The 13,806-nt window shown below is 54.3% G+C and carries 8 protein-coding genes and 1 pseudogene; 2 read left to right on the top strand and 7 right to left on the bottom strand.

The window, feature by feature from the left end; all coding sequences use genetic code 11:
* Positions 1–1,023: 1,023 nt before the first annotated feature.
* Complete coding sequence (gene mobI, locus A1355_RS07815; RefSeq protein ID WP_157197794.1) at positions 1,024–1,971, bottom strand: conjugative transfer protein MobI(A/C); 948 nt, start codon at positions 1,969–1,971, stop codon at positions 1,024–1,026.
* Positions 1,972–2,123: 152 nt separating this feature from the next.
* Here mobI and A1355_RS07810 point away from each other — a divergent pair.
* Positions 2,124–2,435: pseudogene (locus tag A1355_RS07810) on the top strand (heavy metal-binding domain-containing protein); the annotation flags it as partial.
* 61 nt (positions 2,436–2,496) lie between these two features.
* A complete protein-coding gene (locus A1355_RS07805; RefSeq protein WP_064026714.1) occupies positions 2,497–3,138 on the top strand; it encodes a hypothetical protein in 642 nt (213 codons plus the stop codon).
* A gap of 152 nt (positions 3,139–3,290) precedes the next feature.
* Here the strand turns inward: A1355_RS07805 and A1355_RS07800 are convergent, their stop codons facing one another.
* The 6 genes from A1355_RS07800 to A1355_RS07775 all read right to left on the bottom strand — a co-directional run.
* Positions 3,291–4,493 (bottom strand): PepSY-associated TM helix domain-containing protein, encoded by a 1,203-nt coding sequence (locus tag A1355_RS07800; protein ID WP_064026712.1) that lies wholly within the window; start codon positions 4,491–4,493, stop codon positions 3,291–3,293.
* 12 nt (positions 4,494–4,505) lie between these two features.
* On the bottom strand, positions 4,506–6,806 hold the full coding sequence (locus tag A1355_RS07795; protein ID WP_157197793.1) for a TonB-dependent siderophore receptor: 2,301 nt from the start codon (positions 6,804–6,806) through the stop codon (positions 4,506–4,508).
* A gap of 377 nt (positions 6,807–7,183) precedes the next feature.
* The gene (locus tag A1355_RS07790) at positions 7,184–10,279 is read right to left on the bottom strand and encodes an efflux RND transporter permease subunit (protein ID WP_064026709.1); all 3,096 of its coding nucleotides are present in this window, start codon (positions 10,277–10,279) and stop codon (positions 7,184–7,186) included.
* A 13-nt stretch (positions 10,280–10,292) separates the two neighbouring features.
* Positions 10,293–11,441, bottom strand: coding sequence for an efflux RND transporter periplasmic adaptor subunit (locus tag A1355_RS07785; RefSeq protein WP_064026707.1), 1,149 nt, complete (start codon positions 11,439–11,441; stop codon positions 10,293–10,295).
* Positions 11,442–11,446: 5 nt separating this feature from the next.
* Positions 11,447–12,826, bottom strand: a complete 1,380-nt coding sequence (locus A1355_RS07780; RefSeq protein ID WP_064026705.1) for an efflux transporter outer membrane subunit — start codon at positions 12,824–12,826, stop codon at positions 11,447–11,449.
* A partial coding sequence (locus tag A1355_RS07775; protein WP_157197792.1) for an alpha/beta fold hydrolase occupies positions 12,813–13,806 on the bottom strand: 994 nt, incomplete at its 5' end. The genes A1355_RS07775 and A1355_RS07780, both read right to left, overlap by 14 nt.

The raw sequence follows: 13,806 nt of genomic DNA, 5'->3' as shown, positions 1-13,806 counted from the left end.
CTCGTGGAAAAATATAATGGGGTATCGGGCTGTTTTTTTGATACTGCGAGCCAAATTAAGCTACCCAAAACCGACTTCGTCACAAGAGTAAACGCGTTATTTTTATATATTTCAATCGCTTGTGAATTTTAATTTAATGGGGCATCCCTAGTGGAAAATATAATGGGGCACGTCCAGTGGAAAAAATAATGGCTTTCACGCGTTGACATTTTTTCCGTAGCTGAAATTTTCATATTCAATATCCATAGGTTATCCATCATCCCACATTATATTTTCCACTAGGGATGCACCATTAACCTGGGCTGATAAACACGACGTGCCTGCGGCGAAGGAGAATTCGTTATCCGTTAAATGGTACAAATACCCCGTGTCGTTTCGCGCGCTCTGAGCGGTGATGAGCACCCAAAACCTCATCAGGATCCTCTCAAAACAGAGCCCATCGGCCACCTGTTCAGCTGAAATAGGTCCGACATACACGGTAAGCACGCCCTTAATCGACTAGTCATCGACTGGCGATCGACTGGCGCCGTTTTTTTGCTAATTTGCCGGGTTTTTGATCGTCTTGTCGATTGCCTGTCGTCTTTCTGATCGACTGCGTTACGTAGCCTGAGAAAGGTTCGCGCGTGATTTTAAGCAACGCCGGGGATCGGTATTTCCGCGAAAAACTTCTCAGGCATCCTGGGCCGAAAATTTAGGCACGAATGACGGGAACGCTCATGCCCACAGCCGCGACTCTCGCCGCGTTCAGTGCGAACAATGGGTAGAAACATGGAGTCTCGCAGGGCGTGACATCATTCCAAGCTATCTTTGCGAACGCTACGCCTATCGGAACTAAAAAATCTTCACTTCGCGTTCGTTGCGTTTCCGAGATGTTCCGCAGTCAAATCACTTGCACAAGAAGTCCTGGCCAGGAGTAGAAGCGAATCGAACGCTATAAGAACACCGATTCAAACATCACATGACGTCAATAATACGTGGGTCGAGTAATCTAGAAATGATATTTTGCCGAAAAGCGCACTACTGCTATATGCTTTGGTACTCCAGAAACGCCTCTTTAATAGTCGATAAAGTAAACATCATTTTTCTAATTCGCATTAACTCTTCTTCGGTTAACATCACAAGGTCTATAAACCATTTTGGCTCTGCAACGATGACTTTTTCTAGATTAGCATAATGGTGAATGTTTTTCGGCTTTTTAAAACGCTTGTTTTCGAGAACTTTTTTACCAATAAATTTTGCCTCAAACCATTCTATACTAATCGAGTTACTTCGATTTTTTTTGATGCGCAAACCAAGTGCAATTGATGTCTTTTCCTGACCGTAGTTTTTCCTATTATTACCCCAGTAATATGATACGTAATATTCCGCTTCTTTATGCAAAATCTCATTTTGCGCTACGATCCACTCATAAAACCTATTTGCTAATTGACTGTGGTCGTTTATTAATGCACTATCAACACATCTTGACTTCAATATTGACCGAGTTACAACATTCTTCTCTGAAGAACTCTCTGACTCGTACTCTATTATTTGTCCAATCAATTTGATTATTTTATACTGCAACTTTCTGATACGAACGCATTGATCTTCCGTTTCACTGACCAACGCCTTTAGTTCTATTGGCGCTTCGGCTAACAATACTTCTAGATAATAAGTTCGAAACCTATTATCTTGCAAACTAAACATTTTAGTCATGACAAATTCTTTACCATTCCAATTGCCAAGACCCCATCGAATAGAAAAATTATCATTGGTCATTTCATCGACTTTTATACCCAATGGATACCGACACACATCGCCGTTGGATAAAGCCAATGAAGAATATTTTTCGCGATATTGATTAATTAATAAGTTAGCCCGATCAAACAGCTCGGAAACTTGGTTGAATATCCATGTACATACATCCTGCGGCGTTTGATAGTGATGATATACAACAGTATTTATCTGGTTAGTGGTTTGCGTATCGGCCATGGCATTCACCTTCATGAATTGAAAAGCTGCCATGCTAGCGGAATTGTTTGATTAAACCCGTTGGCTAGATGCTTTTAAAATGCACTTTGCCAACGGGTATTTTTGCGGAATCGTGGTAAACAGGGCATTTCGACCATTGTTGGAGATAGAACATGATTGTTAGCAATACGCCTCGACTCGAAGGCCATACCATCGTCGACTATCGTGGCATCGTCAGCGGCGAGGCGATTCTGGGGGCGAATGTGTTCGTCGACCTCTTTGCCAGTTGGCGCAATTTCTTTGGTGGCCGCACCAAAGGCTACGAAAGAGAGTTGGCCAAAGCGCGGCAAGATGCGCTCGATGCGCTGGTCGCGCGCGCGACCGGTTACGGCGCCGATGCGATCGTGGGCGTATCGTTGGATCACGAATTTTTAGCCATGGGCAAAGGCGGCTTAATCATGGTGGTGGCCACGGGTACTGCGGTCAGTCTGCAACACGCCCCGCTACCTGAGATTTCAGGGAAAAAATTTCTGATCGGAGAAGCCAGTGGCCGGTAACGTTAGGCGTCACGCCGCCGTCTTCGCACTATGCCTTTTGGGTGGTGTTACTGGCTGTGCGTCGCATATCCAGCTGACGCAGGACGCGAACGAAAAAGCCCGGAATTACGCGGCGTGTCGGGAAAAAGCCAATAGCCTTTATGCGGTGACCCCGCGCTATCCGACGCGCAGCCGTTATCCGTGGCGGACGTACTCGCCGAATACGCCCGCTTTTCGGTTCAATCAAGGGGACTATCTGGAGGACGGCGATCTGGATGTGGCGGCCGTTGGCAAATTACCGTGTTTTCGACAAATGCCACCGGCGGGTGTCGTTGTTGATGACCGCATTTGGGACCAGATTATGCGGGAACGGGAGTTCTTGACGCCTGAAGAGTATTTTGCGTTAAGACAATCGTGTGGTGACAAATACCAATATCTCGACGAATGCCCGCAATATCAGATCAGGGCTGATTTATGCCAGGCGCAAGGCCGAAACTGCAAACTGGACGTGGAGAACCTAACCGGCGAGGACAAAAAGGCGGCCGTTAACGCCTACCTGCGCAGCCTCCTGGTGAAAACCCTGCGAAAAGAGGGTCGCATAGACCATAAAGGCCGGGTGATTCGCGGGCATGTGCCCAACTATCTCGACTAACATCGAATATGATGGTCTTCATGGCAGGGTGTCTTCATGCAGTTATTACACCTACTCGACACCTATTTTTCGTGATCAAGGAGTTCACCCACTTCCGGCCAATCTGGGAACCTTGCAGATTGAGCTGATCTTCCTTATAAGCCTACTAAGCTCTAACTAGAAACTGCCCGATGTTTGACTCGCAGGACTTTTGTTTTACTCAGCCAAATCAACACACCGGTAATTGCCAGCCCGACCACAGCCAATCCGACCAGTGAAATCAAAACCCTGCCAGGCAATCCAATGATTTGCCCGCTATGCAACGGTAATTGCAAAGCTTCAAACACATCCGCCGCGCTGCCGCTGCCAGGGACGTAATCGCCCAGGTAGGCGCCGGTTGCGCCGTCGTAATACAAATAACTAAGCCCCAAGCCTTGGTTATCGCCGTAGCCGACGCCGAAAATACCGTAGCTGGCATTGTAAAATATCGAGGCTTGCGGCTTGGTCCAGCCCCGCTTGCCGGCTTCGGCGGCGGCAATTCGCAACACCTCGACAAAAGCAATATCCGCCTCCACCGGCGCCTGCTCGCCGCGCCGCTCCCGCGTATCGAACGGCGACGGAGTGAATTCGGAAAACAGCGAAACCACCGGTTCGAATACCGCATCGCGCAGATTCAACGAAATGGCACTGATAGACAGTGTCAGCATCAAAATCAGCAGCCATAGGCCACCGGCCCGATGCAAATCGAAATTTAAGCGCATGGCGCCGGCACGCGGCTTGATCCGCCAAGCCATGGCCCAGCGTTGCCACCCATTTTTTAAAGGCTGTTGCCGATTTGGTAGTGTTTGTCTTGCAGGGTATTGTTTGGGCAGGGTCAGATAAAACCCGATCAACGACTCGAATAACCAGACGATTGCCGTCGAGCCCATCACCCACAAACCTATTTCACCGGGCAATTGCAGGCTGTAGTGCAGCACATAGATAAACGGAATCAGATGGCGGCGCTCGAAACAACAGGCGCCCCAAATGCGTCCACCCAAGACCTTACCACTAACAGGATCGACGAATAATTCGTCGGCATCAGCCGGCTGATCGGCCTCCGCAAGGCGCACTGTAATCCGCGCCGCCTTGCCAGCCTCGCGGTTTAACGGCAACGAGACGATACGGTATTTCGACTGATCGTGCCGCAAGCGCTCTAACAATTCACCCGTGTCGAGCACCGACCCTTGCGCGGAACTTTCAAACAAATCAGGATTGAGCCAAGCATCCAGCTCCTGCTGGTAGGCGATAATGCTGCCGGTCAAGCCGGCCAACAGCAAAAACATGGCCGCGGTCAAACCGAGGTAACGATGCAGCCGCAGCCAGATTTTCCGCATGCCGGCTCAGGTTTACCAGTTGTAACGCAGACTGGCCAGCACCGAACGGCGGTCGCCGTAGAAGCAGCTGCCACCATAGCAAGTGGTCAAATACTCATGATCTAGCAAGTTGCTCATATTGACACCGAGGCGCATGCCTTTCATCTTGCTGTGCAATTGACCCAGATCGTAATGCACGGCCGCATCGACCAACACGTAAGAAGGTGTTTTCTGGCTGTTGCTCAAGTCACCGTAATTACCGCCGGCATAACGCAGACCACCGCCCAGGCCGAGCCCCGCGACATCGCCTTGTTTATGGGTGTAATCCAGCCACATCCCGGCTTGATGCTCCGGGGTATAGGTTAAGTTGTTGCCGCGTTCGGCGTCGATATTCGACTGGGTAACTTTGGTATCGGTGTAGGTATACGAAGCCGTCATGTCCAAGCCCATATCCAAACTGGCCTTGCCTTCCAGTTCAGCACCTTGAGCACGCGCTTCACCGGTTTGTATGCTGTAGCCGACATGCGCGGGGTCGGGATCGGCGGTCACCACATTCTGCTGTGTTAAATGAAATAGCGCAGCGGACATCAACACGTTATAACCGGCAGGCTGATACTTGACGCCGAATTCGTGCTGTTGACCCGTTGTGGGCTTGAACGGCACGCCGGCAAAGGTCGTACCCGCCGTGGGTTCGAACGATTCAGAATAGCTGTAATAGGGCGCCACGCCACTATCGAATAAATAACTCAAACCGGTTCGATAAGTAAACGCCTCATCGTCCTGCGGGGTTGAGTCGCCGCCGCCGGTGCGGGTAACTGCGGAGGACCAGTCGTGACGAATGCCAACCGTGGCAATCCAGCGATTCCATTTGAGTTGATCTTGCGCATAAACGCCGATCTGATCTTGTTCTTGTTGGATGCCGGCACCCAGAATCGGATTATCGAATCGCACACCATACACTGGGTTGTAAATATCCAGGTTAGGCGCATCTGAGAAGCCGCGCTGTCTTTCAGAGGTGAAATGGCGAAAATCAACGCCGACCAGCGCGGTGTGGCCAACATCACCGGTAAAGAAATCGGCTTGCATTTGATTGTCCAGCGTGAAGGTATCCGCCTTATCCTTGTAATGGGCGCCATAACGATAGATGTTGCGCATGTCGCTGTCGACAAAGCTACCGCCAGGAATCAAGCGACCGGTATCGGAGTCGAAACCATTGAAGTAATCCGGAAAGACCCCCCGATAATCGCTGGTAATGTTGGCATAACGCACATTTTGCCTAGCCGAAAACACCTTGTTGAAACGATGATCCAGCGCATAACCGACGGCAAATTGCTCGCGCTCGTAACCGTCGAAATCCGGTTCGCCGATGAATCGATTGGTGGGGATTTTGCCGTTAGGATTGCCTAATACCGTACCCTCGTAAGGCAAAAACTGCATCGCATTGCCGGTTTCGTCTTTTTGATAATGACTCAAAAAGGTCAAAGTCGTCACATCGCTGGGCTTCCAGGTCAAACTGGGCGCAACGAAATAGCGATTGTCTTCCACATAGTCTACCTGGGTATCACTGCCACGGCCCAAGGCCACCAACCGATACAACAAATCGTTACGGCCTTCGATAGGGCCACTCAGGTCGACACTGCCCTGAACTCGGTCGTAACTGCCGCCCAGAAACTGGATTTCGTGAAACGGGGTATCAGTTGGCCGCTTGCTCATCATATTGACTAAACCGCCCGGCGCGTTTTGACCATACAGAACTGAAGACGGACCGCGTAACACCTCGATCCTCTCCATGCCGTAGGGATCGACCCGAAGCTGAGCATAGCTGTTGCCGGAACTCATCAATCGAGTCCCGTCCAGATATTGCGTGCCCTCGAATCCACGTAGATTGAAATAATCGTCGCGGGTACTCGGCCCGAACATGCCGCTGACTAAGCCCGGCGTATAAGCCACGGCTTGGGTGATGCTTTGTGCCGCGCGCGCGGTAAACTCGTCGTTATTGATCACACTGATCGACTGTGGAACTTCGATCAAAGGTGTATCGGTCTTAGAACCGGATAGCGACTTATTGACCACATAGCCCGCTACCGGATCGGTAGCCTTGGCTTGTTGCTGACCTACTACAGAGACTTCCGGCAATGTTGCCTCGCTCTCAATGTTTCCGGTTTTCTTATCGCTATCGCTGGACTTTAAGGATTCAGCATCGTCAGTGACAGCCATTTCTTTAGCCATCAACTCGCTAGTCGATAAGGTCGTGGTCAATGCGATAACAATCGCTTTTCGTAAGATTTCGTTTCCCTGGCTACGGCAGGAGTCTTCTCCACATTGGTCTTTCATGGCGGCACCGGATAAATTAAGTTACCGCCATAATATAGTAATTGATAATGATTCTCAACTAGATACGCTTTTACGAATATCTCTTCTCGCCTTCCTCCGTTTATGACTCAATCAAACAATGTGAAAAACATTCCGCCTGTAACTTTTAGCAATACCGATTCAAACGACCAATGTCAATGCGGTACTCATGCCAACCTCTATCTCCAAATCGATCAAACACCAATCACGAGTAGACAGGTAAATGCCAGCACTTGTTCAGCAGCGGGCAATCGCGATTTCCTCGATCGACAATAACCGCCAATAGGTTTGATAGTCAGCACCATCCGCCAGTAAAGTCTCGAACCATACATCGACGGCCGCAACATGTAAAAAGGGGTTTAGCGCGCATCGTCGCCGCATTGTTGAAAATCCTGCAATACGGTATAGCAAACCGGGGTCAACAATAGGCTGGCGAACATGCCGAATAGCAAACCGGCCGCCAGCGACAAGGTCATCGGCACCAGAAATTGCGCCTGTACGCTGGTTTCCAGCAGCGTCGGCAAGAAGCCGGCAAAGTTGGTCATGAAGGCCAGGAAAATAGGCCGGAATCGGGCGGAGCAGGCTTCTGCGATCAACGCGACCTTATCCGTGGTGCGCGCTTCGTGCTCATGAATGTAATCAAGCAGCACCATGCTGTCGTTGACCACCACCCCGCTGGCCGCCACCATGCCGACCAGCGACTCCATCGACAGCGGCATGCCCAACAGCGCATGGGCCAATACCCCGCCGGCCCAGGCCATCGGCGCCGCCAGCAAAAACACCAGTGGCAGCGCATAGGAGCGGAAGCTGACGGCGATAATCGCGTATATCACGGTCAAGGCGATAGCGGTGTTGCGCGTCAGCGCCTGCAAAGTGGCGTTCTGCTCCTGTCTTTCCCGGCCTAAATCAGTTTTCAAACCGGCAAAACGGCCTTGCAGGCCCGGTAAGACCAGTTGTTCCAGATCGGCATAAATCGCGTTGAGATCGGCTTGCGCCGGGTCGACTCTGGCCGCGACTTCCAGCACGCGCTGGCGGTCACGGCGATTTAACTGCGCATAGCCCGGCTGAAAACTCACCTCAGCCACCTGCGCCAACAAAGTCTGTTTGCCATCGGGCAAATGAATCGGCAGCTGGTATAAATCATCCAGCGAATGGCGCTGATCGGCCTGCAAGCGCACCATGATCCGCACGTCATTGCGGCTGCGCTGAAAACGTTGCGCTTCGACGCCGTAGTAAGCATGTCGCACCTGCTCGGCCAGATCCGCCAGTTGCAAACCGAGTTTGTCGCCCAGCGGTTTCAAGCTCAGCCGCAACTCGGGCTTACCGGGAATATTGGAGTCCAATACATCGTAAACGCCGGGATAGGCGGACAACCGGCTTTTCAACTCGGTCCCCGCCTGCTGCAATACCATGGGATCGGCAGCGCCCAGATTCAATACGATGTCGTAAGGCACGTCGCCCTCGCGGACGATGAAATCCAGCCGTGCCGAGCCCAGATCGCCGATGCGCCGCCGCCATTCACGAACGAAATCGTCCACCTTGACCCGTTGCCGCGCTTGCTCCGACAGTTCCAGCCACAACCCGGCTTCCTGCTCCCAAATCAAGGTCTCCTGTCCCAGCAGGAGTCGGTAACCCGGCTCGGCCTTTTCCAATTCATCGCGATAACTCAATAGTTCGCGCTCCACCCGCTCGGCCAGGCGCTGGGTTTCATCCGCTGCCGTGCCGGGCGGCAGGCTCAGTCTGGCCCAGAACGCATCCTTGCTGATGTCGGGATTCATCGCCCGCCGCACATGGCCACCGGCATACAGACCGCCAGTCAACAACAGCAAGACGATGAACAATGACAACACAAGATAGCGCCAGGCGAGCGCCCGTTGCAGCATGGGCCGGTAATAGGCGGAAACCAAAGCTTCCAAGCCATGATTCAAGCGTTTGCGCCAATGAGTCAGGCGTTCAAAGCGCGTGTCGATGGCGGCCGGCACGGCCAGATGCGCCGGCAAAATCAACAGTGCCTCCAGCAGTGAAAATATTAGCGTCAGTATCATCACCCAGACAATGGGCCGCATCATCTCGCCGCTCCAGCCGGGTAGAAACAACCCTGGTAAAAATGCCGCCAAGGCGATCAAGATCGACAACAACACGGGCATTGCCACCTTGCTCACGCCGCTGACGGTCGCCTGTAACGGATCGGCGCCTGGCTTTTGTTGTTCGCTGTGTACGCTCTCGCCGATGATGATGGCGTCGTCCACCAGGATACCCATCGCCAGCAGAAAACCGAATAAGGACAGCATGTTCAGCGACAGGCCCAACATCTGCATCCACCACAGTGTGCCCAGTACCGAGGTCAAAATCCCAATCCCGGCCCACCATGCCACTCTGGCCCGCAAAAACAGCGTCAACACCAGCCAGACCAGTACAAAACCGCTCAAGCCATCTTCCAGCAAGGTGTCGATCCGCTGGTCGAACGCCATCGAGTCGTCCCACCAGGTCTTCAGATGCACGCCGGGCGGCAGGCCGGTTGCGGTTTGCTCAACATATTTCCTGACGCTTTCCGCCACATCAATGGCATCGGCTTCGGCGTGAATTTCCCAGCCCTGTGCCGGGAGACCGTCATGCCGCCACTGCAACACCTTTTCGCCGAGGCCGTCGCGAACCGTCGCCACGTCGCGAATGCGCAACACCCCGCCGTCGGCCAGACTGAGCAAAACCAGTTCGCCGACCGCATCGCCCCGGCGCGCGCGCCCCTGAACCTGCAACAACAAATCGCCGGACGGTGTTTTAACCGTGCCGCCGGCCAAATCGAACGAGGCCCGGCGAATGGCCGTCGCAACCTGTTGCAGCGTCAAGCCGTATTGACGCAGACTGGCGGCGCGTACCTCGACACCGATTTCATAATTCATCCGCCCGTAATCGACCGCCTGGGTCACGCCGGGCAAAGCCGACAACTCGGCGCGTATCCTGTCGCCCAAGGCTTTCAACCGCAACGGCTCGACCTCGCCGTACAAGGCCACCCAGATCACACCGTCGTCGCCGTCGCGTTGGGCTTCGCGAATGTCGATCTTTTCCACCGCCGCCGGCAGGTGAGTCAAGGTATCGATGCGACCCCGCGCGGCGCTCATCACCGTTTCCCGGCCATGGCCCCGCAGTACGCTGACCTTGATCTGGCACTCGCCTTCGAATACACCGGTATCCAGATGTTTGATGCCCGGCAAATCGTGAACCGCTTCCTCCAGCGGGATGCATAATCCCGTTTCCACATCCCGCGGGCCCGCGCCGGGATAAATGCCGACGATTTCGAACTGCTCGGGACTAAAGCGCGGGAAAACGTCCTTCTCCACCGCCATCAAACCGGCCAGACCACCCAACCAAATCAGCGCCATCAATAGGTTGGCGGCCACCGGATTGGCGACGAACCAGGCCAATAGCGAGTTCGGCAAACGCACGGTATCTTTCATGAGTTACTCCGCGCTACAGACTATCGCCGACCGGCTCAACCACCACCCGCATACCGGCGACCGGCACATCGATACCGGAGACGATCACACGGTCCCCGGCCTGCAAGCCGCCACCAACCAACACACGATCGGAATCGCTACGCAGCACCTGCAGGCGTTTGATTTGCAGCTTGTTATCGGCGTCAACCAGCAAGGCTTCCTGAGCGGCGTTCAAGGCGATACGCGGCAGTTCAAACACACCATCCAGCTCCCGGCCCTCGATTTCGGCGCTTAAAAAACCGCCCGGCAATAAAGCCGGTTCCCGTTCCGGATGTTCAAGACGGGCCACCCAATATTCCAGCCCGGTACCTTGATCAACGACACCTTCACGGCGAACGATCATGGCCTCACGCTGCACCTTTTCGCCCCCTCGCTCGGCCATCAGCGTCACTTTGGCGCCAATGGTCTTGCCGTTTCGAATCTCGGGTACCGGCAAATAGCCGATCTGCGCAGGGCTCAACGGCAAACGTATCTCGGCTGCATCCTCGGCATAGATGCGTGCCAACGGCTTGCCGATTGTCGCCGTCTGCCCGACCCCGGCTGCTTTTTCCTTGATTCGTCCGTTGAACGGTGCGCGTATCTCGCAACGGCTGCGCTGTAATTTGGCGTCCGCCAGCTCGGCCTCGGCTTGTTTCAATTTGGCCTTGGCTTCCTGTAATTGCGGTTCGTGCAGGGATAACGGGGTCGGCGAGCCCTCTCCCAGCACCCGCCATTCCCGTTCTGCCTGAATTGCCGCCGCCTGTTCCTCGGCTAGCGCGCGCCTGGCTTCCGCCAAGCGGGTATCGCTTCTGACAATCGCCAGATCGTATTCGGTCGTTTCCACCGACACCAACACCTCTCCGACCTTGAAGCGGCCGCCAACGACAAAACTATCATGCACCGTCAGGATTCTGCCTTGAACTTGAGCGGTCAAATCGATCTCGTGCACCGGCAGCAGTATGCCTTGGCTTTGCACAGGCAAGCGCAAGCGTTGCGGCTGAGCGACCAAGGTTTTGACGGTGGGTTGCTGTGCGCTTGCCGTCTGCGCTTGCGGTTTAGTACCGCTAGCCAGCAACAGGGTTCCAGCCGTACCGGCCAACAAGACCAGGGCGGGCAGGACGATTTTCAGGGCATTGCCGGACATCAATCTCACACCCCTCCACCCAGGGCCAAGTACAAATCCAGGCGATTGTTCAGTAATTGCAGACGCGCATCCAGCAGCGCGGTGCGGGCAATCAGGGTACTGCGGTAACTATCCAGTAAGGTCAAAATATCCACTGAGCCGTTTCGATAAGCATAAATGGCCAGCGCGCGGCTGGTCTCGGTTTGTTTTGCGGTGGCCGCCAGCGCCTGTTCGCGGCCAATCAACCAGTTCTCGGCCGCCAGACTTTGCTCCACTTCGCGAGACGCGTTCAGCACGGTTTCCCGGTAGCGATGCAAGGTTTCCTGACTTTGAGCGGCCTGCAAATCGATGTCGGCCTGCAAGCGATCGCCGGCATACAAAGGTTGAGTCAAACCCAACGCCAGATTCCAAGCGGCGGAACGCGGTTCGGTGAGATCGGATAAGGTGTTGCCCAGACTGCCACCGCTGGCCGCCAGAGTAACCCGCGGCAACAAGGCCTTACGCGCACTGCTGAGGCGATGGTCTTGTGATCGCAAGCGTGTAAACGCTGCCGTCACATCGGGTCGGCGCGCCAGCAACTCCGAAGGCAAACCCGCCGGTAAAGCGGCCGGCAAGTCCGGCAAGCGCGCGCAGCGCTCGATATTCCCGCCTGGATAATGCCCTAACAACACTTCGAGTCGGCGTTGTGCCTGTTGCACCCGGTTACCGGCCTCTTTCAGCTCGGCCTTGGCATCGCTGAGGTCGGTCAGCGCCAGACTCAAATCCAGCCCTTGAGCCAGCCCCAGATTAAAACGGCCCTGCAGCAATTCGACCAAGGCGCTACGCTCGTCGATGGAAGCTTGCACCACGGTCACCCGTTGCCGGGCTTCGGCCAGTTCGAAGCAGCTTTGCGCAGTACGCGCCGCCAACGATAAAACAGCCCCCTGCAAATCGGCTGCTACCGCGTCGGCTTCTAGAACCGCTGCCTGCTGGGTATCGCTGATGCGGCCCCAGACATCCAGCTCCCAGCTCAGATTGAACGGCACCGACCAGCTGCTACCGGTACTTATCGAGTTTTTCGCATCGCGCCCGCCGTCGGCGTGTTCAAAACCTGGCGCCAAGTCCAGTTGCGGTCTGGCTGGCGCACCTGCAATGCGTGCTTGCGCACGGGCTTGCTCGACCCTGGTCGCCGTTGCTTTCAGGTCGTTGTTTCCTTCCAGGGCCATCATTACCAAGCTTTTGACATCATCGTCGTTAAAGCTGGCAAGCCAGGCGCCGACTTGGCCTTGTGCAACATTGGCCGGTAACGCCTTCCAGGCAGTTGGCAACGGGCCGACTTCGCCAACGGCGTCGCGATCCGGCACTGCGGTACAGGCCGACAGACACAACAACGTCAACAACAAATAGTAACCGTTACGACGCGGCATCGGTATTCAATCGATTTACCACATCGGCGATAAAGCTATCATGCTTGACGATTTTAGCGTGGTCGCTCGGCACCCTCGTCGACGACAGAATCCGGCTGGCACAGGTTTCTTCCAACATATGCTGGGCAAATTCCGCCGCTTCGCCGGCCTCGTCCGACCACCAGCAGTGCAGGCCTACCCTTACGGCTTCAATCCGGTAACTTTCACTCAATTGGCTCAATCGCCGCATAATCGCCATTCCGTTATTCACATCCAGCAACTTTATCCATGACGCGGCCGGGTGCCGAACCTCATCCTCTTCGCTCAGATTCGCCAAGCTATCAAGATCGAAATTTGCCCACTCTGGAGCGATACTCTTTAACAAATCCCTCAGGCTGTCTTTATCATCGACTTCCATTTCGTCTTCAACGCAATCGAAACCGGGTACATAGCTGTCCACCAACCCCAAAAAAGCCACTTTGCGGCCGGCTCGTTCCAATACGCTTGTCATGCTCAATGCTAAAGCGCCACCCAAGGACCAGCCCAACAGATGAATCGGACCGTGCGGCTGCTGTTGCATCACCGCCTGGGCGTAATCCGCTGCCATCTCCGCAATCGACTCGTCCCGCCAATCAGGTGCCAGAAAACTCCGGCACAGCAATCCATACACCGGACGTTGATTCGCCAGCGCTCGAGCCAGCGGATAATAGCCGAACACCGTACCGCCAGCAGGATGCAGGCAAAATAGCGGCGGCTTGTCGCCGTCGGCTCGATTCAAAGCCACCAAGGGCGATAATGGCCCTCGGTTGGCTTTCGCGGCCAACGCGGCAATGGTCGGTTGTTGCAGTAATCGGCTGAGTGGAAGATTCCAGTCAAGTCGCCGGTTGATTAGCGACACCAACCGCAGTGCGCTCAGCGAGTGCCCCCCCAGTTCAAAGAAATTATCCTCGACGCCGATATCTTCCAAGCCCAGCACCTCCCGCCAGATCGTCGCCAGTTGG

Origin of the sequence: Methylomonas koyamae (assembly GCF_001644025.1) — a bacterium.
Taxonomy (GTDB): domain Bacteria; phylum Pseudomonadota; class Gammaproteobacteria; order Methylococcales; family Methylomonadaceae; genus Methylomonas; species Methylomonas koyamae_A.
Note: the sequence above shows the minus strand (reverse complement) of the source record. Positions and strands in the feature narration are given on the sequence as shown.